The organism is Streptomyces tibetensis (genome assembly GCF_040647715.1).
In the GTDB taxonomy this organism is placed as follows: Bacteria; Actinomycetota; Actinomycetes; order Streptomycetales; family Streptomycetaceae; genus Streptomyces; species Streptomyces tibetensis_A.
In genome coordinates this window covers 579,498-604,107 of the sequence record NZ_JBEZCR010000002.1, presented here as the reverse complement: position 1 = coordinate 604,107, position 24,610 = coordinate 579,498, and the positions used below count along the sequence as shown (strand labels likewise).

The 24,610-nt window shown below is 70.2% G+C and carries 23 protein-coding genes and 3 pseudogenes; 16 read left to right on the top strand and 10 right to left on the bottom strand.

Annotated features, from left to right (window positions below; translation table 11 throughout):
• Positions 1 to 7 precede the first annotated feature (7 nt).
• The 3 genes from AB0B29_RS07290 to AB0B29_RS07280 form a co-directional block, all read right to left on the bottom strand.
• Complete coding sequence (locus AB0B29_RS07290) at positions 8 to 601, bottom strand: class F sortase (RefSeq protein ID WP_362235682.1); 594 nt, start codon at positions 599 to 601, stop codon at positions 8 to 10.
• A 174-nt stretch (positions 602 to 775) separates the two neighbouring features.
• A complete protein-coding gene (locus tag AB0B29_RS07285) occupies positions 776 to 1,276 on the bottom strand; it encodes a sortase (protein WP_362235093.1) in 501 nt (166 codons plus the stop codon).
• A gap of 549 nt (positions 1,277 to 1,825) precedes the next feature.
• Positions 1,826 to 1,990 (bottom strand): hypothetical protein, encoded by a 165-nt coding sequence (locus tag AB0B29_RS07280; protein ID WP_362235090.1) that lies wholly within the window; start codon positions 1,988 to 1,990, stop codon positions 1,826 to 1,828.
• A gap of 59 nt (positions 1,991 to 2,049) precedes the next feature.
• Here AB0B29_RS07280 and AB0B29_RS07275 point away from each other — a divergent pair.
• From AB0B29_RS07275 to AB0B29_RS07255, 5 genes and pseudogenes are all read left to right on the top strand, one after another.
• Positions 2,050 to 2,570: pseudogene (locus AB0B29_RS07275) on the top strand (transposase); the annotation flags it as partial.
• 190 nt (positions 2,571 to 2,760) lie between these two features.
• Entirely contained in the window at positions 2,761 to 3,504 is a 744-nt protein-coding gene (locus AB0B29_RS07270) for an NUDIX hydrolase (RefSeq protein WP_362235088.1), read from the top strand.
• A complete protein-coding gene (locus tag AB0B29_RS07265; protein ID WP_362235086.1) occupies positions 3,505 to 4,668 on the top strand; it encodes a 5'-methylthioadenosine/S-adenosylhomocysteine nucleosidase in 1,164 nt (387 codons plus the stop codon).
• Complete coding sequence (locus AB0B29_RS07260; protein ID WP_362235083.1) at positions 4,665 to 6,644, top strand: hypothetical protein; 1,980 nt, start codon at positions 4,665 to 4,667, stop codon at positions 6,642 to 6,644. Before AB0B29_RS07265 ends, AB0B29_RS07260 begins: the two co-directional genes overlap by 4 nt.
• A gap of 26 nt (positions 6,645 to 6,670) precedes the next feature.
• On the top strand, positions 6,671 to 7,204 hold the full coding sequence (locus AB0B29_RS07255; protein WP_362235080.1) for a hypothetical protein: 534 nt from the start codon (positions 6,671 to 6,673) through the stop codon (positions 7,202 to 7,204).
• A gap of 153 nt (positions 7,205 to 7,357) precedes the next feature.
• Here the strand turns inward: AB0B29_RS07255 and AB0B29_RS37730 are convergent.
• A pseudogene (locus AB0B29_RS37730) lies at positions 7,358 to 7,456 on the bottom strand (hypothetical protein); the annotation flags it as partial.
• 181 nt (positions 7,457 to 7,637) lie between these two features.
• Here AB0B29_RS37730 and AB0B29_RS07250 point away from each other — a divergent pair.
• Positions 7,638 to 10,841, top strand: a complete 3,204-nt coding sequence (locus tag AB0B29_RS07250; protein ID WP_362235078.1) for a tetratricopeptide repeat protein — start codon at positions 7,638 to 7,640, stop codon at positions 10,839 to 10,841.
• A gap of 128 nt (positions 10,842 to 10,969) precedes the next feature.
• Positions 10,970 to 11,287 carry a hypothetical protein gene (locus AB0B29_RS07245; RefSeq protein WP_362235075.1) on the top strand — a complete coding sequence of 106 codons (318 nt, stop codon included), beginning with the start codon at positions 10,970 to 10,972 and terminating at the stop codon, positions 11,285 to 11,287.
• A 25-nt stretch (positions 11,288 to 11,312) separates the two neighbouring features.
• Here AB0B29_RS07245 and AB0B29_RS07240 read toward each other — a convergent pair whose 3' ends face one another.
• Together AB0B29_RS07240 and mca are read right to left on the bottom strand one after the other, a co-directional pair.
• Positions 11,313 to 11,612 (bottom strand): hypothetical protein, encoded by a 300-nt coding sequence (locus tag AB0B29_RS07240; RefSeq protein WP_362235073.1) that lies wholly within the window; start codon positions 11,610 to 11,612, stop codon positions 11,313 to 11,315.
• Complete coding sequence (gene mca, locus AB0B29_RS07235) at positions 11,605 to 12,486, bottom strand: mycothiol conjugate amidase Mca (protein ID WP_362235070.1); 882 nt, start codon at positions 12,484 to 12,486, stop codon at positions 11,605 to 11,607. The genes AB0B29_RS07240 and mca overlap by 8 nt, the downstream gene beginning before the upstream one ends.
• A gap of 147 nt (positions 12,487 to 12,633) precedes the next feature.
• Between mca and AB0B29_RS07230 the strand changes: the two genes are divergently transcribed.
• Complete coding sequence (locus AB0B29_RS07230) at positions 12,634 to 13,032, top strand: DUF4307 domain-containing protein (RefSeq protein WP_362235067.1); 399 nt, start codon at positions 12,634 to 12,636, stop codon at positions 13,030 to 13,032.
• Positions 13,033 to 13,211: 179 nt separating this feature from the next.
• Positions 13,212 to 13,709, top strand: coding sequence for a transcription elongation factor GreA (greA, locus tag AB0B29_RS07225; protein ID WP_352095622.1), 498 nt, complete (start codon positions 13,212 to 13,214; stop codon positions 13,707 to 13,709).
• Positions 13,710 to 13,763: 54 nt separating this feature from the next.
• On the opposite strand, the gene AB0B29_RS07220 is transcribed toward greA, so the two are convergent.
• The 3 genes and pseudogenes from AB0B29_RS07220 to ilvA all read right to left on the bottom strand — a co-directional run bounded on the left by AB0B29_RS07220 (position 13,764) and on the right by ilvA (position 17,055).
• Positions 13,764 to 14,621, bottom strand: coding sequence for an ABC transporter permease (locus AB0B29_RS07220; protein ID WP_362235064.1), 858 nt, complete (start codon positions 14,619 to 14,621; stop codon positions 13,764 to 13,766).
• Positions 14,618 to 15,595 (bottom strand): annotated as a pseudogene (locus tag AB0B29_RS07215) (ATP-binding cassette domain-containing protein). The gene AB0B29_RS07220 and the pseudogene AB0B29_RS07215 overlap by 4 nt, the downstream one beginning before the upstream one ends.
• A 230-nt stretch (positions 15,596 to 15,825) precedes the next feature.
• Positions 15,826 to 17,055, bottom strand: a complete 1,230-nt coding sequence (ilvA, locus tag AB0B29_RS07210) for a threonine ammonia-lyase (RefSeq protein ID WP_362235061.1) — start codon at positions 17,053 to 17,055, stop codon at positions 15,826 to 15,828.
• A gap of 163 nt (positions 17,056 to 17,218) precedes the next feature.
• On the opposite strand from ilvA, the gene AB0B29_RS07205 reads away from it, so the two are divergent.
• From AB0B29_RS07205 to AB0B29_RS07195, 3 genes are all read left to right on the top strand, one after another.
• Positions 17,219 to 17,725: a MarR family winged helix-turn-helix transcriptional regulator gene (locus AB0B29_RS07205; protein ID WP_362235679.1), complete on the top strand. Its 507-nt coding sequence runs from the start codon at positions 17,219 to 17,221 to the stop codon at positions 17,723 to 17,725.
• A gap of 293 nt (positions 17,726 to 18,018) precedes the next feature.
• Complete coding sequence (locus AB0B29_RS07200; protein ID WP_362235059.1) at positions 18,019 to 18,519, top strand: sigma factor-like helix-turn-helix DNA-binding protein; 501 nt, start codon at positions 18,019 to 18,021, stop codon at positions 18,517 to 18,519.
• Between the two features lie 22 nt (positions 18,520 to 18,541).
• A complete protein-coding gene (locus AB0B29_RS07195) occupies positions 18,542 to 18,790 on the top strand; it encodes a hypothetical protein (protein WP_104777673.1) in 249 nt (82 codons plus the stop codon).
• Positions 18,791 to 18,817: 27 nt separating this feature from the next.
• Here AB0B29_RS07195 and AB0B29_RS07190 read toward each other — a convergent pair whose 3' ends face one another.
• Positions 18,818 to 19,972 (bottom strand): cystathionine gamma-synthase, encoded by a 1,155-nt coding sequence (locus tag AB0B29_RS07190; RefSeq protein WP_362235057.1) that lies wholly within the window; start codon positions 19,970 to 19,972, stop codon positions 18,818 to 18,820.
• A 188-nt stretch (positions 19,973 to 20,160) separates the two neighbouring features.
• On the opposite strand from AB0B29_RS07190, the gene AB0B29_RS07185 reads away from it, so the two are divergent.
• The 4 genes from AB0B29_RS07185 to AB0B29_RS07170 all read left to right on the top strand — a co-directional run bounded on the left by AB0B29_RS07185 (position 20,161) and on the right by AB0B29_RS07170 (position 24,518).
• A complete protein-coding gene (locus AB0B29_RS07185; RefSeq protein ID WP_362235054.1) occupies positions 20,161 to 21,282 on the top strand; it encodes a hypothetical protein in 1,122 nt (373 codons plus the stop codon).
• 225 nt (positions 21,283 to 21,507) lie between these two features.
• Positions 21,508 to 22,653: an AI-2E family transporter gene (locus tag AB0B29_RS07180; RefSeq protein ID WP_362235051.1), complete on the top strand. Its 1,146-nt coding sequence runs from the start codon at positions 21,508 to 21,510 to the stop codon at positions 22,651 to 22,653.
• Positions 22,654 to 22,809: 156 nt separating this feature from the next.
• On the top strand, positions 22,810 to 23,505 hold the full coding sequence (locus AB0B29_RS07175) for a DUF4389 domain-containing protein (protein WP_362235049.1): 696 nt from the start codon (positions 22,810 to 22,812) through the stop codon (positions 23,503 to 23,505).
• Between the two features lie 71 nt (positions 23,506 to 23,576).
• On the top strand, positions 23,577 to 24,518 hold the full coding sequence (locus AB0B29_RS07170; RefSeq protein ID WP_362235676.1) for a DUF5829 family protein: 942 nt from the start codon (positions 23,577 to 23,579) through the stop codon (positions 24,516 to 24,518).
• Positions 24,519 to 24,610 lie beyond the last annotated feature (92 nt).

The window sequence follows — 24,610 nt, the reverse complement described above, 5'->3', positions numbered from 1 at the left end:
GGTGTGCTCACGTCACCGCGGTCAGCGTCGCATAGACCACGACATTGCCCCGGTAACCAGTTTCTTCCATATATTCACCCCCACAGGTGATCACGCGTAGTTCGGGCCGGTGGGAACTGCCGTAGACCTTCTCGTCCGGAAACGCCTCCTTGTCGTAGAGCTCTACGGCGTCGACCGCGAAGACTGCTGTTCGCCGGTCTGCCCGGGCGATCTCGATGGTGTCGCCCTTGGCCAGTGCCCCGAGCCGGTAGAAAACCCCGGGACCTTCGTGCGTGTCGACATGTCCCGTCGTGACGGCTGTCCCCACCGAGCCGGGGGTCGTGCCGTCGCCGTACCACCCGGCAAAGGCCGGCATATCTGCCGATGGTGGGCGCAGTGCCCCTGTCTCGTCGAGGGTCAATTCCGTCATCGGCGCATTCACGCCGATGGTGGGGATCCGCAGCCGGACTGGCTCAGACGGGGGCAGTGCCGACACGGAGGGGTAGTGGGCCGAGGCGGTGTTGCTGGGACCGGTCCGTTGGGAGGGGGAGTAGGACTGCGCGGGCGAAGGCTGCGGAGGCTGTCCGAGCGCCGTGATCACCAGCATCAAGCCCGCCAGCATGGTGCAGGCGAGAAATTTGGTGGAGGGGGTGAACGGGGGAGAAGTATCGACGGGTTCGTCGCCGGGTGCCATCGCTCTGGCGCCTCCGCTTCGCGGCCAAATGAGTGGAGACGGGGTGCGACTCGAGCCCCCGGACCGACACGGGCCCGGGGGCTGGGCCGATAGAGGGGAGCGTCAGGTGCGGGCACCGGCCGGGCGGCGGCGCATCTTGATCACGCCTCCGGCGGCGGCTCCGGCGATCAGCACCGCCCCTAGGGCAAGCTGTGTGTCCTTGTCGTTGCCCGCCCCGAAACCAGCATTGACCGCTCCGCTGGGGCTGCCGATGCCGACGAGGTACGTGCCCGTGACTTTGACTCGGGGCGGGCATTTCAGGGTGACGGTGTAAGCACCGCGCTCGGTGCCACTCGGCACCTGGAATTCGCCGGTCAGTACGCCTTTGCGGTCGCCTGGGAAGAGGTGGAACTTTCCTCCTGCCTCAGCCTCGCCCTTCCCATAGGTCTCCGAGCCACAGGCTGTGGTGCTGACGCTGACGGTAGAGCCTGGGGCGGCGTGTCTCGTGCTGATGTGGATACCTGAATCTCCACTGGGGCCGCTCCCGGCTGCTGCGGCTGAGCTCGAGAGACCGACGACACCCAGAACCAGACCGATTCCGGCGCTTGCACACTTGATATGCATGAAGTTCCTCCGGGGAAGAAGTGGCCGACCGGAATGCGCGGCACCGTGGTTGTGTCCCGCTCATGAGAAGACCGGCAGACCGTCAGGGCTGCAACACGACATACGGACGGATGGGTTACCCGGCCACACCCAGCGACCGCACTCCTATGCTCATTTACGCAGGTGAGCGGCCCCGAGGACGAGATTGGAAAATGCACCGCACAGGTGACCGGGCCGTGCGGATCTGGGATCCCACGACCGGCAAGGCACTGACCATGATGCGGACGGACAGCAGCGTGTCGTCCTGCGTCTACAGCCCCCGTGGGCGCCTTGTAGTTGCAGGTACGACTGCGGGGCTGTGTGCCTACGTGCTGCATCCGCAGAGTCCCTGACAGGTCACGGCCAAAACAACCAGCACTGGGGCGCTGTCACGTTGTCAGCTGTCTGATGGCGCGTCGTGGCGTGGTGGAGCCCGATTCCAGGCTGTGCTCAGGCTGTGGCGGCGAGGCTGGCGGCGCCGGTGATCTACAAGCATGTCTGAACATGGCACCGTGGCGCGGCAGCACCGCGTCACCTTGCCGGCCCCCGGATGCCTCGTCTCTTGGCCGTGGACTTCTTCGCCGTCTTCTTGGCCGGCTGCTTCTTGGTCGCCTTCTTCTTCGGCAGCTCATGCACGTCGGCGTCCTCGCCGCGCGAGGCCCTGGCCTGCTGCACGGACTCGTTCAGGGCGGCCATCAGGTCGACGATCTGCCCCGGCTTCGACTCCGGCTCTGCAAGCTTCGGTGGCTCGCGGTGCTCCCGACCATCTCGGGCCGATGCTCGCGCTCCAGCCCCGCAAGCGGTTCGCCAAGGACACCGTGCTCATCGTGGACGGCACCTTGGTGCCCACCCGCGACCACACCATCGCCGAGCAGTCGAAGAACTACCGGTACTCCACCAACCATCAGGTCGTGATCGACGCCGACACCCGGCTTGTCGTCGTGTTCGGCCGACCGCTGCCCGGGAACCGCAACGACTGCAAGGCGTGGGAGGAATCCGGCGCCAAGGCCGCTGTCGGCAGGACAGTCACGATCGCGGACGGCGGCTATCCCGGCACGGGAGTCGTCATGCCCGTCGCCGACGCAGAGGCGAAGAACTGCCCGACCGGAAGGAAGCACACAACAAGTCCCACAAACAGGTCCGCGCCCGCGTCGAGCACGTCTTCGCCCGCATGAAGACCTGGAAGATCCTCCGCGACTGCCGTCTCAAAGGCGACGGAGTCCACCACGCCATGCACGGCATCGCCCGGATGCACAACCTCGCCCTCGCCGGATGAACGAGCGGGCCACACTGCGGCCAAGCACACCCGAGGTGACCGAAAGATCATTTACGGGACAGCATTTAGGCGACATGTTCGACCACCAGCTGGCCATCCGGACGCACGACAACCCCAGCATTGGACAGTGGGTCGTCTTCTGCAATCCCCTTCTTGTGCAAGTGACAGTAACTGAAGTACCTTGCTGCGCATGCAAGATGAGGCATGGTCACCGCCTGCTGTTCTACTGACGGTCGATCTCGTGATCCTGACGTTGCGCGAGAGTCGTCTGCATGTCCTCCTGGTGGAGAGGGGCGAAGATCCCTTCCGGGGCATGCTCGCGCTACCCGGAGGATTCCTCAGCCACGATGGCGAGGAAATCCTGGACGCCGCCCACCGCGAACTACGTGAGGAAACGGCCCTGACCTCCGGCTCGGTGCACCTTGAACAGCTGGCCGTGTACGGAAGCTCGGGTCGCGACCCGCGGGGCCGAGTCGTCTCCGTAGCTCACCTGGCGATCGCACCGGGGCTGCCCGACCCTGTCGCGGGGACGGATGCCACCGACGCCGCCTGGACTCCCGCAGAAGCCGTCCTGTCCGGCGAGGCTGCCCTCGCCTTCGATCACCGTCGAATCGCCGCGGACGCGATCGAACGCGCGCGCACCAAGATCGAATTCTCAGCGCTGGCGACTGCGTTCTGCGGGGAGAGCTTCACCATCGCGGAGCTTCAGCAGGTGTACGAAGCCGTCTGGGGCACCCCGCTCGACACCCGCAATTTCTATCGAAAGGTCCAAGCCGCGAAGGGATTCATCGTCCCCGCCGGCACGGACCGCAGGGCTACGGGAGGACGGCCCGCACGGCTGTACCGGGCCGGTCCGAACACCGTGCTGTTCCCACCGCTGATCCGACCCGCGCCAGCGGCGACGGATGAGAACACGAGAGGGGAAGAAGAGTAGATGCCGAAAGGCCCGGTGGTGATTCTCACCGCCCTCAATCTTGAATATCAGGCCGTGCGCCAGAGACTGGCAGATCTTCAGGTGCATCGCCATGAGCGCGGTACCCGGTTCGAAGTGGGCACCGTACGCGGCACATCGTGCCGCGTAGCGCTCGGCCTGGCAAACAAGGGGAACCATTCCGCCGCGGTGATCGCAGAGCGCGCGATCCAGGAGTTCTCGCCATTGGCCGTAGTCTTCGTCGGCGTCGCCGGCGCCCTGTGGGACGCCACCAGGCTGGGTGACGTGGTGATGGCGTCACACGTGTACGCCTACCACGGTGGGACCAGCGAGGACGACGGACTCAAAGCTCGCCCCCGAGCGTGGGAAGCACCGCACGGCATCAGTCAGGTCGCTTCGCACCTGGCCCGTCTGGGCGACTGGGCCGACCCCACACCCGGTCACCAGGATGGACCGCAGGTGCGTTTCGGAGCGATCGCCGCCGGCGAGATCGTCCAGAACTCGCGGCTCTCGGCCGAGGCGAAATGGATCCGACAGCACTACAACGACGCACTCGCCATCGAGATGGAGGCGGCCGGTGTGGCCCAGGCCGGCCATCTCAGCGGAGCGCCGGTGGCCATCATCCGGGGGATCAGCGACCGGGCGGACGGCACAAAGAGCAGCTCGGAGGACCGCCGCTGGCAGCCGCGGGCCGCGGCGAACGCGGCGGCGTTCGCCGTTCGATTAGCAGTGGAACTGATGCGCGAGCAGGAGGGGGCCGCAATGCCCCAGGATGGCAGAACCCCTTCGGCCGACCGGTTTGGCCGGAACGTCAGCAACACCGTCCACAACAGCACCGTCGGCATCATGGCCGGCTCAGTCACGGGCAGCAGTGTCCACATGAATGCGGCCCCGAAGGCATCCGGCCCGGCGGACCTGATCACGGAACTGAACGGCTTCCGCGATCAGCTGGGGTGGCACCGCGCCGAGGGCGCCCTCGACGAGGACAGCTACCGCGAGGCCCTGAACGATCTGGACTCCGCCCTCCGGTCGGCCGGGGAGCGCACCCCTGAATCGTCGAAACGGACGGTCATGACGCTCAAGAGGCTGCGTGGGCTGGTCGCGGAGTGCCCCGCGCTAGTGGCCACATTGGCTCCCATGGTCACTGCGGCTGGTGACCTGGCATGAGCCCCGACGACGGTGCCACATACAACTCGGCCGCATACAACTCCACCATTGGGATCCAGGCCGAGACCGTACACGACTCCAACGTCTACATCGTCCACCCTGACGCCTCACCACAGGAGAGGTACCGGGTCGGCGTGCAGCTCCTGGAGGACGGTGTCCCCAGCCGAGCCCGAGAAATGATCACTGATGCGATCGCCCGCGGCCACGACAGCGCGGAGGTTCGATTCCATTGGGTGCTCGCCATGCTCAGCGCACGCACCCACCACGACCTGAGCACCGAAGAGGTCCAGCGGCTGCGCTACACCTCCGGGCTCGTACGGACCTACCCCGAGGACGAGTGGAAGGAAGCCCTGCGCGTCACTTTCGACCTGTTGGCGGTACTCAGCACCACCGGCAGCGAGACCGGCCCCGTGCTGAAGCAACTGCAGGACCTGCCGCCCCATCAGCACGACGCGATCCTGCGCCACCTCGACCTCATGCTCACGGGAGGGCTGAAGGACGACCTGTGGGCGGAGACCCTCGAACGGGCCCATGCAGAACGCTTCGGCAATGACCGGGGCCGACGGGTCTGGGCTTACTTCGCGCCCACCCCGATCGCGCCGCGGGCCCTTCCGCCGCGCCCGAGCACTGCTGCCGCAGCCAAGGCGGCCCTCCCTGTCCGGGCGGCCCTGTTCGTTGTCAGCAGTGCGCTCCTTTGGGTCCTGGCACTGATCGCGGATCCGGCCCGGGCGATCATCGAGTTACCGGTGGCACTCGGCGCGGGCCTGACTGCGGCGCGCTTCGGTCTCCGGTGGTGGGACCGGAGGCCGAGGCCGGGTCTCGCGGCCGGGGCCCACGTCCCGCACCCGAACGACCCCGCCTCCGCCGAGGACGGGTTCACCAAGCGCGTTCGCCATTCATTCGATCACTACTTCAGTGTTCGCAGGCCACACGGGTTCACCTCGGACGCCTGGCTCGCCCACACGGCGCAGATCCGCAGCAGTCTCGCCGCCGAGATCGCGGACCTCTATCGGGAGAGCCGGATTGGTGTGGAGCGGGTCGAATGGCTGATCCGGTACCTCGCCGAGAACGCGCGAGAACGCTACAACAACGGCACCTTGTCCGATCAGCACCGCCAGGACCGGACTCCGGGCAGGACGAAGGCTCTGACCATTGCGGCCCTTGCGGTTCTCGGTGCGGCGGCTCTGTCCGCGTTCGGCACGGCGGCCTCCGGGGCCACCCAACCGCAAGCTCTGTGGGCGTTCCTGGCCGTGCTCGGTGCGGCCTGGTCCGGGCACGCGACCGCTTACCGATGGCTGGAGGTACGGCGTGAAGAGCACCGGCTGGACCGGGAGGCTCAGGAATACACGGAGAATTTGACCGCACGACAGATCGCCTACCAGCGCTGGCGGTCGTTCCTGGACGCCACGCGCCCCAGCGAACTGGAGATGGAGACCTGGCTCGCTTGCGATAAGTCGACGTTCGTCGATGAGGCGCTCCGGCACCACCGGCTCACCTGGCGCGACCTGATCACCCACACCATCCTGATAGCCCCGGCTCCTTCGTACAAGCGAGGCCGGGTCCGAGGCGGCCCATGGCGGTACTCGCACTACGTCTTCCGCCTGTTCCTGTTCACACAGGACGGTATCCGCGAAATCAGTGCCGAGTTCAATTTCTCCGACGCGACGCGCAAAAATGAGCAGCGGAGCAACTACCGGTTCGACGCACTGACCTCCGTGCAAGTGACGGAGAACGACATCGGCTACGACCTGGAGCTCGTCCTCACCAACGGACCGGCAAGGAAAATGCGCGTCAAGGACGCCGACGCCCATCAACTGGCGCCGACCGAGGATTCCCAGGAAATCTCCGAGATCAACCTCAGCGCGGCCGGCACCACCCACACCTTCCGCCTCCTGGAAGGGATAGCGGCGGACGGGAAGAACTGGCTCGTTCGGCACGGCCCCGACAGTCTGGCCCCCTTCCAGATCGCCGGCTGATCCTGGACACGAGCATAGGAGTGCCTGTGACCTGCACGGATGACGTCACCGAGGGCAAGATCCTGCTGGCCGAGTACGACCGGCTCAAGGAGGAACAGAAGACCCGTATAGGGTTTCGCGACAATCTGCTCTACTTCACACTCGCCGCAGCCACTGCGGTCGTGGCGATCACCGCCCAGAGCGGACAGTCCCGGCTGTTGCTCTCCGTCCCCGCGATCTGTCTGATCCTGGGCTGGACCTACCTGGTCAACGACGAGAAGATCTCGGCGATCGGCTGCTACGTCCGGGACCGGCTAGCACCGCGCCTGGGGCAACTGGCTTCCGCCGACGGCACAGTGTTCGGCTGGGAGGTCTACCACCGCACCGTTTCGGGCCGCACCGTGCGAAAGCGGCTGCAGACTGCGGTGGACCTGTTCACATACCTGGTCCTGCCCATGGTCTGCACGACCGCCTTCTGGTGCTCTCCCGTCGTTCAGCCGCTTCTCGTGCTCGCTTCTCTCGGGCAGACGCTCGCCCTGGCGGTACTGGGCTGGCAGTTCCTGCGTCGTACGGAGCGTTAGCGCCAGGCCCCGACAGGCACGCGAACGACACCTCCGGCCGCAGGGTGCGAGTCGAACTCCGCTGTGAAGTCAGCCGGCGTCCGACTCGGGCCCTGGCAGTTCGTCCCGGTGGGGTGCCACTCGATCGAATCGGCTCGTTGATCTTCAATCCGCACGGCCGTGCTCAGGCTCGAAGGCCTCGGACGAGCAGGGCCACCAGTCGACGGGGTTCTCGGCGTGCTGAGGGAGGGAGGGGGACGTCTCGTGCGCCAGTCGATCGGCATCCCGCCATCCTGTCTCACAGCCGCCGCCCCGCCGCGGCCACGCGCCCTCGCTGAGGCGGGCCACTCGTAGGTCACCGGACCGCAAACGTTGATCGTCGCCCTCTCGCGCTCGCGCCTCCCACCAAGGACACTCATACGCACAGGAGTTGTGGCCGGAGGGGGACCTTGACATGCGGGACGGTCATCGGGCCGAGGCCGAGCGGCTGCTGGGGCGGGCCGTGGAGGAGGAGGTGCGGCGCTCGGGCGGACGCACCGACGGGAAGGTGCTGCTCGCGCGGGCGCGCGGGGCGCTCGACGTGATGGCGCGGAGCGCGTCGGAGGAGTACGAGGCGTACACGCGCGCCCTGGACGAGGCGGCGGCCGGTCAGCTGACCTTCGGGCAGCGCTATGCCCAAGAGGGCGCCGGGACGCCCCTGCTGGTGGCCGGGGTCGCGGCGGTCGCGGCCGTCGTCGCGGACATGGCGCTGGGGACGGGGACCGGGACCGCTCTCGGGGCGGGTGTGACGGTGGGTGTCGTCGGGGCCGCGGCGACGGTGGTGAAGGTGGTCGGATCGCATCTGCCGGCCGCGCACCGCCGTGCCGGGGCCGTGAGCCAGCCGGGCGGGCCCGAACAGTTGCGGCTGCAGTGGCTGACGGCGCTGGAGGTGCGGGGCATCCGGCCGTTCCTGGACCAGCAGCGGGTGCTCGCGGCCTCGACCGGGCCGAAGAAGACGGGCGGCCCGCGGCTGCGGGGTGCGGACAAGAGCGCGGCGGCGCGCGGGCGCAATGTGCTGGAGCAGTCCTTCGGGCAGCTTCCGGAGCCGGCGGAGCCGTTCGCGGGGCGGCGGCAGGAGCTGGCGCAGATCCGGCAGTGGGTGCAGGCGGCCCGCGCGAGCACGGAGACGCAGCCGACCGTGGTCGTGCTGCACGGCCCGTCCGGCAGTGGCCGTACGGCGCTCGCCGTGCACGCCACGCACGACCTGAGGGACTACTTCCGCGGTGCCTGCGTCGTCGACCTGCGCGCCGAGGGGCCGGGCGGGCTCCCGCTGTCCACCCGTGACGCCCTGCTGCACCTGCTGAACCGGCTCGGCGCGCCCCGCGAGCAGTTGCTGTTCCGCGAGCGCTCCTCACCGGACCAGCAGGTGAAACGGCTGAGCGAGCTGTATCACCAGCATCTGACGGGCCTGCCGGTCACCGTCGTCCTCGACGACGCCTCCGATGCGGAGCAGATCCGCGCGCTGGTCCCGGAGCGGTCCGACAGCCTGGTGCTGGTGACCGCGCGGGGCCCGCTGGAGCTGGACGGACTTGCCGCCCGGGTGCACCGGCTGGCGGTGGAGCCGCTGGACGCCGCCGGTGCGGAGGAACTGCTGGGTGCGGCGGCGCAGGACCGCTCCGGGCCGTACGACGCGGAGGCCTCGGACCGGGTCCGGGAGCTGTGCGGCGGGCTGCCGCTGGCGCTGCGCATCGCCGGCTCGGGTCTCGGCCCGCGCTCCCCGCGGGCGCTGGCCACGGACCTCGACGCCTACGGTCCCGTCGAGCCGGTCGAACGCGCCCTGTGGCTGCGCTACACGGACCAGCCGGAGACCGTACGGCGGTTGCTGCGCCGGCTGGCCCTGGCCGGGCGGGCCTCGCTGGGTGCCGCGGCGGCCGCCGCACTGCTGGCCACCGACGAGGCGGAGGCGAAGCGCCATCTGCAGGCCCTGACCCGCGCCGGCCTGATCGACCACGTCCGGGGCGACCGCTACCGGCTGCACGACCTGGTCCGCTCCTTCGCCCAGGCCCGCCTGCTGGACGAGGAGGACCCGGCCGAGCGCACGGCGGCGCAGGAGCGCCTGATCGTGAACTACGCCGAGCTGGCCGACTCGGTGCTGAGGATGGTCGACGGCAACATGTCGACCCGCACCAACCGCTTCAGCCCGTACGGCTTCACCTCGCTGGACGAGGCGCTGCGCTGGCTGGACGACGAGTCGAGCTTCATCACGGCGGCGCTGCGGCACGCCGAGGGCGTGGACCAGGCGGCGGTGCTGAACCTGCTGGGCGCCCTGTGCGACTACTGCCTGCTGCGGGGCGACCTGTACCGGCTGGGTGAGATCAGTGAGCTGGCCCAGGCGGTGGACGAGGGGCTGCTGGTCCGCTCGGTGCAGTGGCGCACGGGTATCGCGGCGCGGCAGCTGGGCGAGCTGGACAAGGCCCGCACGACCCTCGCGTCGGTCGTGGACCTCTACCGGGAGGCCCACCATGACGCCGGCGCCGCCCGCGCGCTGTGCTCCCTGGGCATCACCCTGCACCACCAGGGCAATCTGACGGAGGCTTCGGAGAAGCTCCGCGAGGCCCTGGCGCTGCAGGCCTCCCCCGAGCTGGCGACGGACCGTGCCTGGACGATGCACGCCCTGGCGGCCGTCGAGCGGGACCGTGCCCGGGTGGGAGAGGCGCTGGAGCTGCTGACCGAGTCCCTGGTCCTGCACCGCGCGGGCGAGTCCGTGCACGGCCAGGCGTGGGCGCACTTCCAGCTCGGCCAGCTGGGGCTGCGCATGGGCGATGTCCCGCGTGCCGAGGCCGAGCTGCGGGCGGCCCTGGAGCTGTACGGGCGGACCCGTGACGCCCGCGGTGAGGCCTGGGCGCTGACCCAGCTGGCCCGGGCGCTGCTGGTCGCGGGGGACGCGTCCCCGGCGGTGGAGGAGCTGCGCGGCGCGGCCGCGCGCCACCGCGACAACGAGGACGCGCGCGGCGAGGCCTGGACGCTGTACTACCTGGGTCAGGCCCTGGAGGAGACGGGCGACCTCGACCAGGCGGTGCGCGAGCTGGAGCGGGCCCGCACGATGTTCTCGCGTATGCGGGACGTCTACGGGCTGGCCTGCGCCCGCCACCACTCGGCCCGCGTCACCCGGGACCAGCGGGCGGCGCAGACGGGCTCCCTGCGCAACTCGGGCTTCGCCCGCCAGCTCCTGGTCGACGCCCGGGCCGACTTCCAGCGCATCGGCGTCGCCCACGGCGAGGCGTGGACCTGCCTGGAGCTGGCGGTCGTGGACGCGGGCAACGCCCGCACGCAGCAGGCGCTGGCCCTGTGCGACGAGGCGGTGGACCTCTTCGCGTCCTACGGCGACCGCCGGGGCGAGGACTGGGCCCGCTTCCTGCGCTGCACGCTTCTCCCCTACGCGGCGCCGGGTGGCATGGAGGTGGGTACGGCGGTGGCGCAGGAGGAACTGGCGCAGCTGTCCCGCGCGAGCCACGACCTGCGCGACGGCAAGCTGGACGACTACCTCGACGCGTTCCGGCTGCTGCTGGAGCGCGGGGTGACGCTGGAGGCGGGCTGGCAGGCCTGGCGCCTGGGCATGGTGCCGAACCGGCATGCGCGGGAGGTGATGGGGGTGGCGGTTCCGACGGAACGGGGGTGACGTAACCGGAGCCCGCTCCGACGCCGATCAGGAGGTGTCCGTGTGACACATCCCGAAGCACCGGTACGCACCATCGACCTCGGGCCGGACGGCTGGCTCATGGAGGACACCGTCGCGGCCCCCGCCCGGTGCCGGCCGACCGTGTCGCCGACCACTTCGCCGAGGAGCTGTCCCCGCCCGACTGGGCGACGGATCTCCTGGTCTGCGTCCACGGCCGGCAGACCAGCTCCGACTCGGCCCTGGCCGCGGTCCGCCGTCTGCTGTCAGCGGTGCGGATGCTGCCGCCCACCGAGCCCTACCTGCACGCCGCTCTCGACCACCGTTTCGTCAGCGTGGACGCGAGCGACGTCTTCGTCCGAGGGAAGGGCCCGGCAGGCGCCCATTCCGATCATCTGCGGCCGGAGACGGAACATCTGCTGCTGTCTCTGGCCGCGCACTCCGGGTAAGGGCTGCTGCCGGTCCCGCCGTGGGTCAGCCGTTGACGGACGGCTTCTTCGCGGCGCCGGCGGCGCTGTCGGCGGACCCCTGCGATCCGGACGGCTCCGCCGCCGACTGTTCCGGCTGTTCGGCCTCCGGGTCCGGGACCTGGGTGAAGTCGACCCGGTTCATGTGCCGGCTCATGGACTTCATCAGGGCCCACACCGCCAGGGCCATCGCCGCGAAGACGATGAAGCCGAGGACGCCGGGAGTGACCTTGTCCTCGTCGACCTCCTTGGCGAAGGAGACGAGGTGCGTCATTGCCAGGCTTGCGCTTGCGCTCATGTCAGGCATTGTCGCGGATGCCCGCAAAGAGGTCGTCCTCGGGGAGGGATGTATCGACGAGGGCCTTCGCCAGCTCGTACTCCTCCGTCGGCCAGACCTCCTGCTGGATCTCCATGGGCACCTTGAACCAGCCGCCGTCCGGGTCGATCTGCGTGGCGTGGGCGATCAGCGCCTTGTCGCGGATCTCGAAGAACTCGGCGCACGGGATGTGCGTGGTGAGGGTGCGCTGCTTCATGCCGAACTCCTCCCAGCGCTTGAGCCAGTCCCCGTAGGGGGACTCCAGGCCGCGGTCGAGCATCGCTTGGTGCAGGGCCTCGGTGCGCGGGCGGTTGAAGCCCTGGTTGTAGTAGAGCTTCTGCGGCTGGTAGGCGGGGCCGTACTCGGCCTCCGGGTACTTGTCGGTGTCCGCGGCCGACTCGAACGCCACCATGGAGATCTTGTGGGTCATGATGTGGTCGGGGTGCGGGTAGCCGCCGTTCTCGTCGTAGGTGGTGATCACCTGGGGACGGAAGGCGCGGATCTTGCGCACCAGCTCGCCGGCCGCGTGGTCCACGTCCTCCAGGGCGAAGCAGCCCTCGGGCAGCGGCGGCAGCGGGTCGCCCTCGGGCAGGCCCGAGTCGACGAAGCCGAGCCACTCCTGCTTGACGCCCAGGATCTCCCGGGCCTCGTCCATCTCCTTCTTGCGTACCTCGTGGATGTGCTCCTCGATGTACGCGTCGCCCTGAAGCTTCGGATTGAGGATGGAGCCGCGTTCCCCGCCCGTGCAGGTCACGACCAGCACGTCCACCCCCTCGGACACGTACTTCGCCATGGTCGCGGCGCCCTTGCTCGACTCGTCGTCGGGGTGGGCGTGAACGGCCATCAGTCGCAACTGGTCAGTCAAGACTCAATCCTCAGTAAGTCGGCGCCCGGTGTGCGTCGGCGCAATCAGCGGCTTCTATAGTGACCGAATCGGGGGGCGAATAATTCCGGGGCCCGGCCCCGGAGCCCCTTCCGGGACCTTCGTCCCGGCCCTGCCAGGAGGACGATCATGAGTTCGGCGAGCACGCGACTGCCCGAGGGTCGTTACGGCCGTTCCTCGGACGAGCGCGCCGACCGCACGCTCAAGGTCGTGGGGGCCGTCCTCGCGGTGGCACTGCTGGGGCTCGTCGGCTGGTTCGGCTACCACTACGTCGCCAAGAACGAGATCAGCGCCGAGGTGATCAGCTTCGAGGCGGGCAAGGAGTCCGTGCAGGTGCATCTGGAGGTCCGCAAGGACGCCGGCACCGACGGCTACTGCACCGTGCGCTCGCAGGCCGAGAACGGGGCCGAGGTGGGCCGGGCCGACTTCCGCTTCGACGGGGACCAGACCCGCATCGACAAGGTCGTCACCCTCCGTACGACCTCCCCGGGGACGACCGCCGAGCTGCTGGGCTGCCACGCCGGCTGACGACAGCTCGGCGTCACCTGGAATACGTAGGGCCTGACCTGCATTGACGTGATTCTCGTCGCTTATGTCCTCCCCCTCGGGCCCTTGAATTGTTAGGCTCGTGGTTTCGCCCTTCCGTGAAGGAACATTCTTCTGGGTAGGGCGATGCTTTGTATTCCCAGTACCTACGAGGAGCACCTGTGACCCAGACCAGCGAGAACGTCACCTGGCTGACCCAGGAGGCGTACAACAAGCTCAAGGCTGAGCTTGAGTACCTTACTGGTCCCGCGCGGGCGGAGATCTCCGCGAAGATCGCCGCGGCGCGCGAGGAGGGCGACCTGCGTGAGAACGGCGGGTACCACGCGGCCAAGGAGGAGCAGGGCAAGCAGGAGCTCCGTGTGCGCCAGCTCACCCAGCTCCTCGAGAACGCCAAGGTCGGCGAAGCGCCCGCCGCGGACGGCGCGGTGGCGCCCGGCATGGTCGTCACGATCGCGTTCGACGGCGACGAGGACGACACGCTGACGTTCCTGCTCGCGTCCCGCGAGTACGCGAGCTCCGACATCGAGACGTACTCGCCGCAGTCCCCGCTGGGCTCCGGCGTGATCGGCCACAAGGTCGGCGAGGACGCGGAGTACGAACTGCCGAACGGCAAGAAGGCCCTGGTGAAGATCCTCAAGGCCGAGCCGTACGAGGGCTGACCGACCACCGATCCCTGACGTGCCCCCGGTGCCGCTGCGGCGCCGGGGGCATCGTCATGCGGTCGCCGAGCGGTACTTGCGGACCGCCAGGGTCCGGAAGATCACCAGGATCAGGATCGAGTAGATCAGCGAGGCCCACACCGGGTGCTGCATGGGCCAGGCGTCCGACGGGGACTGGCCCGGGCTGGCGAACAGCACCCGGCATGCCTGGACCGTGGCGCTGAAGGGGTTCCACTCCGCGACGTGGCGCAGCCACGGGGTCATGTGGCTGGTGTCCACGAAGGCGTTGGAGATGAACGTGACCGGGAAGAGCCAGATCAGGCCGCTGGACGTGGCCGCCTCGGGGGTCTTCACCGACATGCCGATCAGGGCGCCGATCCAGGTGAACGCGTAGCCGAGCAGGAGCAGCAGGCCGAAGGCCGCGAGGACCTTGGCGGCGTTGGTGCTGCCGTCCGACCCGACGCGCCAGCCGACCAGCAGGGCGACGACGGCGAGGACGACCAGGGTGAGGGCCGTCTGCACGGAGTCGGCGAGGGTACGGCCGGTGAGCACCGCGCCGCGCGCCATCGGCAGGGAGCGGAAACGGTCGATGAGGCCCTTGTGCATGTCGTCGGCGATGCCGGCGCCGGAGCTGGCGGTGGCGAAGGTGACGGTCTGCGCGAAGATGCCCGCCATCAGGAAGTTCTTGTAGCCGGCGGCGCTGGTGCTGTTGCCGATCTGCATGGAGCCGCCGAAGACGTAGGTGAACAGCACCACGAACATGATCGGCTGGATCAGCCCGTAGATGATCATCTCGGGGATCCGGGACATGCGGATCAGGTTGCGCTTGGCGATGACCATCGAGTCCCGGATCGACTGGCTGACCGGGTTCGCGGCCGGCGCGACCCGCAGGGTGTCGGTGACGGCGCTCACTGGGCGGCCTCCTTGTCGTTCTCCTGGTGCTCGGCCTCGGCCGCGTGTCCGGTGAGGGACAGGAAGACGTCGTCGAGGGTCGGCCTGCGCAGGCCGATGTCGTCGATCTCGATGCCGCGGGTGTCCAGTTCGCGGATGACCTCGGCGAGGAGCTTGGCGCCGCCGGTCACGGGCGCGGTGAGCTTGCGCATGTGCTCCTCGACGGTCGTCTCGCCCTTGCCGAAGCCGGCGAGGACCTCGGCGGCGGACCGGATGTGCTCGCGCTGGTGCACCACGACCTCGACGCGCTCGCCGCCGGTGCGGGCCTTGAGCTGGTCGGAGGTGCCCTTGGCGATGACCTTGCCCTGGTCGACCACCGCGATGTCGTGGGCCAGGTGGTCGGCCTCCTCCAGGTACTACGTGGTGAGCAGCAGCGTGGTGCCGCCGGAGACCAGCTGCTTGATGACCTCCCACAGCTGCTGGCGGTTGCGGGGGTCCAGGCCGGTCGTCGGCTCGTCCATGAACATCACGGGCGGTGAGACGACCAGGGCCGCCGCGAGGTCGAGGCGGCGCCGCATACCGCCCGAGTAGGTCTTGGTGGGGCGGTCGGCGGCGTCCGTGAGGTGGAACTGCTCCAGCAGTTCGGCCGCGCGCTCCTTCGCCGCCTTGGCCCGCATCTGGTAGAGCCGGCCGACCATCTGGAGGTTCTCCCGGCCGGTGAGGTATTCGTCGACGGCCGCGAACTGGCCGGACAGGCCGATGGAGCGGCGGACCGCGTCGGGCTGTTCGAGCACGTCGATGCCCGCGACGACCGCCCGCCCGCTGTCGGGTCGCAGCAGGGTGGTCAGGCAGCGGACGGTGGTGGTCTTGCCCGCGCCGTTCGGCCCGAGCAGGCCGAGGACCGTGCCCTCGGGCACGTCGAGGTCGACGCCGTCCAAGGCCCTTACATCACCGAAGGTCTTGACCAGACCTTCGGCGTAGATGGCGCCTGGCATATGAGTCTCCACGTCTTCGGGGATGACCGGACGGATGTCCGGCGAAGCTTCTCACCGACACACCATAACGCGATGTATCGCGTCTTACAATAAGTTCTTGCGCGTTGCTCTCCGTGAGGCGAAAGGATCTTGGACCGGCTCGGAGCCGGTCGGCCGACGGCGTGCGGTCGGCCGATGCCGGCCGGCTCTGCGCGGGGTGCTCGGTACCGGCCGTCGACCGATGGCCCGTGTCAGCCGATGACCGTGTAACCCGCCTCGCGCAGCGCCTGACCCACCTCGGTGCAGTGCGCCGGGCCCTTCGTCTCCAGGTGCAGCTCGACCTCCGCCTCCGTGAGCCCGAGCCGTGGGTCGGTTCGCACATGGCTCACATCGAGGACGTTAGCGTCGACCACTGACAACACGCCCAGAAGAGTCGCAAGGGCACCTGGCCGGTCCGTCAGCCGCAGCCGGACCGCCAGGTAGCGGCCCTGCGCGGCCATGCCGTGCCGCAGCACCCGCTCCATCAGCACCGGATCGACGTTGCCGCCGGACAGCACCGCGACGACCGGGCCCTCGAAGGCGCCCGGGTCGCTCAGCAGCGCCGCGACCGGGCTCGCCCCGGCCGGCTCCACGACCAGCTTGGCCCGCTCCAGGCACAGCAGCAGCGCGGCGGACAGCTCGTCCTCACTGACCGTGCGCACCTCGTCGACCAATTCGCCGACGATCCTGAACGGCACGTCGCCCGGCCGCCCGACCTTGATGCCGTCGGCCATCGTCGCCGGATTCTCCACCGACACCGGCCGGCCCGCCGCCAGCGAGGGCGGGTAGGCCGCCGCGCCCGCCGCCTGCACGCCCACGACCCGCACCTCCGGGCGCAGCGCCTTCACCGCCACCGCGATGCCGGCGGCCAGCCCGCCCCCGCCGATGCCGACGAGGACCGTGCGCGCCTCGGGGCACTGCTCCAGGATCTCCAGGCCGACCGTGCCCTGGCCGGCGATGATGTCGGGGTGGTCGAAGGGGTGGATGAACACCGCGCCCGTCTCGGCCGCGTACTCCTGCGCGGCGGCCAGCGTCTCGTCGACCACCTGGCCGTGCAGCCGCACCTCCGCCCCGTAGTCCCGGGTGGCGCTCACCTTGGGCAGCGGGGCGCCCTTCGGCATGAAGACCGTGGAGCGCACGCCGAGCAGGGCGGACGCGAGGGCGACGCCCTGCGCGTGGTTGCCGGCGCTCGCGGCGACGACACCGGCGGCACGCTCCTCGGGAAGCAGACCGGCGATCCGGACGTACGCGCCGCGCAGCTTGAACGAGCCCGTCCGCTGGAGGTTCTCGCACTTGAGGTGCACCGGCGCGCCGACCATCTGGGACAGGTGCCTGCTGCCCTCCATCGCGGTCACCCGCGCCACACCCGACAGCATCTTCTGCGCGCCGCGCACGTCGTCGAGGGTGACGGGCCGAAAGGAGTCAGCCGTGCTGTAGCTCATGACTCCAGCATCGCAGTTCACTGGCGGGAACGACCGTTGTGACCAACCTCCGAGACCCGCTTTGCGCAGCGCTGGTACGGCCTGCCCTCCGGCCGCGTACCCTGTCCCCCAATCTGCCAGCCCTCCACGAAGTGAGCCCCCGGCCATGCCCACAACACCTGAAATGTCGATGGACATGACGACCGTCGGTGACAGCGGTCTCCTCGACACGCTGCAGCACGAGGTGGCGCTGTTCGCCCGCCGTGCCGAACAGACCCGGCTCGGCGGGGTCGGGCAGGTGCGCAACTCCATGGACCGCGCCGCATATCTGCTGCTCAACCGCCTCGACAAGGAAGGCCCGATGGGCGTCAAGGCGCTCGCCGCGAGTATGGGGATCGACTCGTCGACGGTCACCCGGCAGGTGGCTCCGCTCGTCGACACCGGCCTCGTCAAACGCACCTCCCACCCTGAGGACGGGCGCGCGGTGGTGCTGCAGCTGTCCCCGCGCGGTCAGGCCCGGCTGGAGGAAGTGCGCTCCTCCCGGCGCCAGTTGATGGCAGAGCTGACGCACGACTGGGAGCCCGACGAGCGCGAGGCGTTCTGCGACCTCCTCACGCGCTTCAACACCGCGCTCTCCTCCCGGATGACGGCCCAGGGGGTGCCGGGGCCGGAGGCGCAGTCGGCGTCCTGAGCGCCCCGCGGCCCGGCTCCGACGGTGTCGGCACCACGGCCGGGCCCGGACGCCCCGGTATCGCGCGGCCGACCGGGCTCACACGTGAACGCCCCGGCCCGCAGGCGCCCGGCCCGCAGGCGGCCGGCCGAGCCCGCACGCGCGCGTGTGGCACCGGGCGAGGCGTGCGCGGCACCGACCGAGGCGTGCGCGGCTCTTGACCCCGGGGCCGTCCCTGGCCTGATATGAGACCGGGCCCCGTCGCGCGTGGCCGGGGCCCGCGTCCTCAGGGTCACCGTCGGGCGGGAGGTGCGGTGCTGGAGCGGCATGCGTCCCGGGCAGCCCGTCGCGCCCGGGAGTTCGAGGCGTTCGTCGCGGGCGCGGCCGGACGGCTGCTGAACGCCGCCACGCTGCTCACCGCCGAGTCCCCCGACGACAATCCCCGCGCGCGGCGCCTGCTGACGTCGTCGCTGGCGCACACGTACGCGTACTGGGACCGGCTGCACGGCGAGGATCCGTACGACCGCACCCGCCGGCAGCTGGCCACCCGCTTCGCGCGCGGCGCCTGGCACCGGCACGGCGTACTCGGCCGCGCCCGGCCGCACCCCACGAGCCCCCTGGCGCCGCTCACCCCGCAGGAACGACTGATCCTGGTGCTCCGGCTCCACGAAGGAGTCGCCGAGGAGCAGACGGCCGCCCTGCTCGGTCTGTCCCCGGAGCGCGTACGGGCGATCTGCCACCGGGCGACATCGGCCCTGCTGCACCGCTCGCGGGGCCCGGCCCCGGCGGTGACGGCCACGAAGGCGATGCCGTGAGCCCGGCCGGCCGGAGAGCGGCATGAGCGGGAACGACCGCGAGGCGACCGTACGCAGGCTCCTGGAGCAGCCGGCGCGGCCGGTGCCGCCCGAGATCCACGCGGAGGCGGTGCGCCGCGGTGGACGCATGCTGCGGCGCAGGACGCTCGCCCGCCGTCTCATGTGGCTGCTGCTGTTCGCGGCGGCCGTGGCGTTCACGGTGTGGGCGCTGACGGCCCGCCCATGGGTGGAGCCGCCGTCCGACACGACTCCACCCCTGACCGGCTGGTGACCCCGCCGGGGCCGTACCGGTACCGGTCTAGCCGAGCGCCTGCTGGAGGTCCTCCACCAGGTCCTCGGCGTTCTCGATGCCGACGGACAGCCGCACCAGGTCGGCGGGAACCTCCAGGGCCGAGCCGGCCACGGAGGCGTGCGTCATGCGGCCGGGGTGCTCGATCAGCGACTCGACGCCGCCCAGGGACTCGCCCAGCGTGAAGATCTTGGCGCGGTTGCAGACCTCGACGGCCGCCTCCTCGCCGCCCTCGACACGGAAGGAGACCATGCCGCCGAACGACTTCATCTGCTTGGCGGCGACCTCGTGACCGGGGTGCTCCGGCAGGCCCGGGTACAGCACGCTCGTCACGCGCGCGTGCCGCGTGAGCATGTCGGCGACCTTGACCGCGTTCTCGCTGTGCCGGTCCATGCGCACGGAGAGCGTCTTGGTGCCACGCAGCACCAGCCAGGAGTCGAAGGGCCCGGCGACCGCGCCCATCGCGTTCTGGTGGAAGGCCAGTTCCTCGCCCAGCCCGGCGTCACCGGTGATCAGGGCACCGCCGACGACGTCGGAGTGACCACCCATGTACTTGGTCAGCGAGTGCACGACGACGTCCGCGCCCAGCGACAGCGGCTGCTGGAGGTAGGGCGTGGCGAAGGTGTTGTCGACGACGAGGCGGGCGCCGGCGTCCCGGGCGACCTGCGCGACGGCGGCGATGTCGGTGATGCCGAGCAGCGGGTTGGAGGGCGTCTCCACCCAGACGACCTTGGTCTTCGGGGTGATGGCGGCCCGCACGGCGGCCGGATCGCTGGTGTCGGCGACCGACCACTCGACGCCCCAGCGGGCGACGACCTTCGCGAACAGGCGGAACGTGCCGCCGTACGCGTCGTTCGGGATGACCACGTGGTCGCCGGGGCTGAGCAGCGTACGCAGCAGGCAGTCCTCGGCCGCCAGCCCGGACGCGAACGCGAGCCCGCGGCGGCCGCCCTCCAGGGCGGCGAGGTTCTCCTCCAGCGCGGTCCTGGTGGGGTTGGCGCTGCGGCTGTACTCGTAACCGCCGCGCAACCCGCCGACGCCGTCCTGCTTGTAGGTCGAGACCTGGTAGATCGGCGGGACGACCGCGCCCGTCAAGGGGTCGGCGGTGTTGCCCGCGTGGATCGCGAGCGTCTCGAAATGCTGACTGATGTGCCTGTCGCTCATGAGCACCGAGGGTAGTGCGCCGACGCGACCCGCGCCGGGGGACGGGCGAGCCGGGATTTCCCCACAGGTCGCGGGGCGGGGTGGGTCAGGGGTTTTGCACAGGCCGCGGGGCGGGGTGCGCCAGAGGTTTTCCACAGGTTCCGGGAGCAGGTTGGCCAATTGTCGGCGCCGTCTGGTTCGCTTGACGCATGGAGATTCTCTGGGTCCTGATCGCGCTGGTCATGCTGGGCTTCGTGCTGCTCCCGTTCCTGCGGCGCAAGCGCGGTGGTGCGACCGGGCTGGTCTCGCCCGACCACCCGGACGCCGCGGACCCGGCGAACTACGGCTTCGTCCGGGAGGAGGAGCTCGACATCCGCATGCCGGGCCCCGACCAGGACCTGCTGGACGTCCTGGACGTGGTGCAGCGCACGCAGGACCACCGCGCCGCCCAGCAACTCCTGGCGGGCACGGAGACGGAGGGCGAGCAGCGCTGGCAGCGCGTGCAGGCCTTCGCGGGCGCGGCCTCGCTGGAGCTCTCACGGCGGCCCGGCGGAGTGAGCGAGACACCGGGCGGGCAGTGGCTGCGGGTGTGGCGGGCCGAGGCACCCAAGGACGCGGGCGGTGCGGCGGTGCACGCCGAGTTCCTGGTGCAGCAGGCGTGGCGGACGGCGACGCCGGGGACGGACGAGTTCCGGATCATCATGGAGGAGGCGAGGGCGGCGTGCGGTGAGGCGGCGCTGCTGGCCCCCGGTGACCCGATCCCGTACATCGTCGAGCTGTCGGTGGCCCGCGGCCTCGGTTACTCCCAGAAGGACTTCGAGCAGGTCTGGCTGAAGATCCTGGACCGCGCCCCGGCCCACATGGGGGCGCACCTGGCGGCGCTGCACTACTGGTGCGAGAAGTGGCACGGATCGCGCGCGGAGGCGTACGCGTTCGCCGAGGCCGCGGCGGCCCGGGCGCCCCGGGGTTCCCTCCTGGCGGCGATGCCCCTGTTCGCGGTGTTCGAGCACCTTCCCGAGGTGACCCTCGTCGCGAGCTTCTGGCAGAGCGAAGTCGTCACCAAGGCGGTCCACGGCGCTCTGCACGCGGTGCACTCGGCCCGCCCCGACGACCCGATGCTGGCCCATGTCCGGCACATGCTGGTGTTCTTCCTCGTCCGTAGCGAGCGCTGGTCGGAGGCCATGAACCAGCTGGTGCACATCGACGGCCACGTGGGCGCCCTGCCCTGGACCCTGTCGGCCGACCCGGCGGCGGAGTTCGCGGTGTACCGGGCCCTGGCGGTGGCGGGCTACGAGGCGAACGGCGGCAGCCCGGCGAGCCTGCCGCACTGACCGTTCCCAGGAACCGAGGGGGCAGTCCGGTCGTGATGGCGCACCCCCGCCCGGGGCCGTCACGCGGGCCCGGGGCCGCCGGAATTCGGGGTGTCACCGGCGCGTTGCTGTGGGCGTCGCCCCAGGCGGCCCTGCACATCTTCAGCAAGTACACCGTCCGCTGACGGGCCGCTTGTGAAGGACGGGGGCTGCTGGGTGCGGACCCGCAGCCAATAGGGTGCCCACGTGACTGCGCCCCTGAGTTCCGAGAGGTCCCGTGCCGCGCTGCGGACATCCGCGCGGGTTTCCGCCGAGTTGCTGCTGGTGCTTGCCATGTCGGCCGTGGCGTTGTGGTTGCTGGGCCGGATGTGGTCCGTGGTGTGGCCGCTCGTGGTCGGGCTGCTGCTGACCACGCTGACCTGGCCCGCGGCCCGGCTGCTGCGCCGTCGCGGGTGGCCGCCCGCGCTCGCCGCGTCCGTGGTGACCGTGCTGTTCCTGCTGGTCGCCGCCGGTGTGGTGGCGCTGATCGCGGTGCCGGTGGCGTCGCAGTCCGGGGAGCTGACCGACGGTGTCGTGGAGGGGATCCAGCGGCTGCGCGAGTGGGCGGCCGGGCCGCCGCTGAACATCGGGGACGCGCAGATCAACCAGGCCTTCGACAGCGCGGTCTCCCGTGCCCAGGAGGGCGTCGGCAGCATGGTGGGCGCCGTCGTCACAGGGGTGAGCACCGTGGTGAACGGTGTCGTCACCGCCGTCCTCGCGCTCTTCCTGATGTTCTTCTTCCTCAAGGACGGCCCGCGCTTCCTGCCGTGGCTCTCCCGTCAGCTGCCCGGCCGGCTCGCCGGCGACGTGCCGACCGTGTGCGCGCGGAGCTGGGACACCCTGGGCGCCTTCGTACGGTCCCAGGCGGCCGTCGGCCTGCTCGACGCGGTCCTGATCGGGATCGGTCTGTGGATCCTGGGCGTCCCGCTGGTGCTTCCGCTCGCGGTGCTGACGTTCGTCTCGGCGTTCGTGCCGATCATCGGCGCCCTGTTCGCCGGCTTCGTGGCGGTGCTCATCGCGCTCGTGTCCAACGGTCTGACGGACGCGGTGATCGTGCTGGCGATCATCGTGGTGGTGCAGCAGCTGGAGGGCAACGTCTTCCAGCCCATGATCCAGAGCCGTGGTCTGGGTCTGCACGCGGCCGTCGTCCTGCTGGCGGTGACGCTGGGCGGCAACCTGGCCGGCATCGTGGGCAGCCTGCTCGCCGTACCCGTGGCCGCGCTGATCGCGGTGGTGTGGAACTACGTGCGCGAGCAGCTCGTCGATCCGGCGGGCGAAGCGGCGGCCGACGAGCCGGGCACGCACGAGCCGGGCACCGACGAGCCGGATACCGGAGTGGCCGTCCCGTCGTAGCGGCCCGGCCGCGGCGGCCCGAGGACACCCGACCGCACCGAACGCACAGCACCGACAGCACCGACAGCACCGACAGCACCGACGCGCGAACGGCCCCTCCTGGGTCGCGGAGCTCCTCCTCGCTTGCGAGTCTGCAGGCGAGAGGAGAGCCGCCCCATGAGTGCTGTCGCCGCGTCACCCGTGCGTCTGGAGGCGTCCGTCGACCCCCGCCTGTCCCGGTGGATGTGGCTGGTGAAATGGCTGCTCGCCATCCCGCACTACATCGTGCTGGTGTTCCTGTGGATCGCGTTCAGCGTCGTCACCGTCATCGCCTTCTTCGCCATCCTGTTCACGGCCCGCTACCCGCGATCCCTCTTCGACTTCAACGTCGGTGTGCTGCGCTGGAACTGGCGGGTCGGCTACTACGCGCACACCGCGCTCGGCACCGACCGGTACCCGCCCTTCACCCTCGCCGACGTGCCCGACTACCCGGCGCGTTTCGACGTCGCGTATCCCGAGCGGCTGTCGCGCGGACTGGTCCTGGTGAAGTGGTGGCTGCTGGCGATCCCGCAGTACATCGTGGTCGCGATGTTCGTCGGGGGCGGCTGGGGCGGGGACGACTGGCGCGGCGGCGGGCTGCTGCCCTTCCTCTCCCTGGTCGCCGTCGTCGTCCTGCTCTTCACCGCCCGCTACCCGCGGCACCTCTTCGACTTCCTGATCGGACTCGCCCGCTGGGCGGCCCGGGTGACGGCCTACGCCACGTTGCTGACGGACCAGTACCCGCCGTTCCGGCTCGACCAGGGCGGGCAGGAGCCCTCACCGGCGCCGCCGGCGGCATCACCGCCGCCGGCGGACCCACTGTCCAAGGCCTGACCCCACCGAGGGGCGGAATGGTCTCCTCCCGCCCTACGCTCCCTCGCATGGTTCTCAGACGAGCGTTACAGCTGATCACGGTCATCGCTCTGGCCCTCGCGGGGGCGGTCCAGGGCGGCGTGAGCACGGCCCGGGCGGTGGGGGACGGAACCTCGGACGGGCGGCAGCTGCTGTTCTACAACCACGCCTACGGCGTGTTCGACCGGCAGACCGCGGACGCCATCGAGCACTCCTCCTACCTGCGGGACTTCGCCGACTTCCGGGTCCGCACCACGACCGGCTCCGGCGGGCAGACCTGGACCGGCCGCTATCTGATGGGGCGCGAGACCTACTTCGAGCTCTTCGGAGTGGGCGATGTGCCGGGCAAGGACGGCACCCTCGGCTCGGCCGGCCTGGGCGTGTCCACCGAGCGGTCGTGCGACCTGCCCACGGTGGTCGAGCGGCTGCGGAAGGCCGGGATCAGCGACCCGGTGGAGTTCCCGCAGACCCGCGACTTCGGCGACGGCGTCCCCGTGCCCTGGTTCGACGCGGTCTTCACCACCGAGCAGTACGACCTCTTCGGCGCCTGGGGCATGGAGTACCGGCCGGAGTACTTCGCCGACCCGCGCAGCAACACCGAGCCCGCCTCCCACCCCGGTGACGTGAGCCGGGAGCGCTATCTGTCCGACGCCTACCGCGACCACTTGATGCGGGACGTGACCGGCATCAGGATCGCGGTGACCGCACGCGACCTCGCAGCCACGGTGCCCCTGCTGAAGGCGGGCGGGTTCGCCGTCCGGTCGCTGCCGGACGGGGGCGTCCTGGCCAAGGGCGGCGGCACCAGTATCCGGTTCGACTCCGTGCCCCTGGACCAGGTGGGCCTCAAGCAGATCGAGATGGCGCTGAACCACCCGGTGTCGTACCGCCACGTGGAGCGGATCGGCCACTCGGCCCTCGTGGTCGGCCCGGGGTCCCGAGCGGCGTGGACCTTCGAGGAGCAGGACCGGCCCGACGCACCCGGCCAGGACTCCTAGGGCCGCTACGGACGCAGGTAGGGCCGCGCCCGGGCAGGGACCCTCCCAGGGCTGTCCGCGACGCTGCGGACCCGGCGACCGGCGGTTGGGGG

What these genes read in the sequence shown, in the direction of transcription:
- AB0B29_RS07290 (WP_362235682.1), bottom strand. Translation starts at nt 601, where the DNA reads ATGCTGGCGGGCTTGATGCTGGTGATCACGGCGCTCGGACAGCCTCCG.
- AB0B29_RS07285 (WP_362235093.1), bottom strand. Translation starts at nt 1,276, where the DNA reads ATGCATATCAAGTGTGCAAGCGCCGGAATCGGTCTGGTTCTGGGTGTC.
- AB0B29_RS07280 (WP_362235090.1), bottom strand. Translation starts at nt 1,990, where the DNA reads ATGGCCGCCCTGAACGAGTCCGTGCAGCAGGCCAGGGCCTCGCGCGGC.
- AB0B29_RS07270 (WP_362235088.1), top strand. Translation starts at nt 2,761, where the DNA reads ATGCAAGATGAGGCATGGTCACCGCCTGCTGTTCTACTGACGGTCGAT.
- AB0B29_RS07265 (WP_362235086.1), top strand. Translation starts at nt 3,505, where the DNA reads ATGCCGAAAGGCCCGGTGGTGATTCTCACCGCCCTCAATCTTGAATAT.
- AB0B29_RS07260 (WP_362235083.1), top strand. Translation starts at nt 4,665, where the DNA reads ATGAGCCCCGACGACGGTGCCACATACAACTCGGCCGCATACAACTCC.
- AB0B29_RS07250 (WP_362235078.1), top strand. Translation starts at nt 7,638, where the DNA reads ATGCGGGACGGTCATCGGGCCGAGGCCGAGCGGCTGCTGGGGCGGGCC.
- AB0B29_RS07240 (WP_362235073.1), bottom strand. Translation starts at nt 11,612, where the DNA reads ATGCCTGACATGAGCGCAAGCGCAAGCCTGGCAATGACGCACCTCGTC.
- AB0B29_RS07230 (WP_362235067.1), top strand. Translation starts at nt 12,634, where the DNA reads ATGAGTTCGGCGAGCACGCGACTGCCCGAGGGTCGTTACGGCCGTTCC.
- ilvA (WP_362235061.1), bottom strand. Translation starts at nt 17,055, where the DNA reads ATGAGCTACAGCACGGCTGACTCCTTTCGGCCCGTCACCCTCGACGAC.
- AB0B29_RS07205 (WP_362235679.1), top strand. Translation starts at nt 17,219, where the DNA reads ATGTCGATGGACATGACGACCGTCGGTGACAGCGGTCTCCTCGACACG.
- AB0B29_RS07195 (WP_104777673.1), top strand. Translation starts at nt 18,542, where the DNA reads ATGAGCGGGAACGACCGCGAGGCGACCGTACGCAGGCTCCTGGAGCAG.
- AB0B29_RS07190 (WP_362235057.1), bottom strand. Translation starts at nt 19,972, where the DNA reads ATGAGCGACAGGCACATCAGTCAGCATTTCGAGACGCTCGCGATCCAC.
- AB0B29_RS07185 (WP_362235054.1), top strand. Translation starts at nt 20,161, where the DNA reads ATGGAGATTCTCTGGGTCCTGATCGCGCTGGTCATGCTGGGCTTCGTG.
- AB0B29_RS07175 (WP_362235049.1), top strand. Translation starts at nt 22,810, where the DNA reads ATGAGTGCTGTCGCCGCGTCACCCGTGCGTCTGGAGGCGTCCGTCGAC.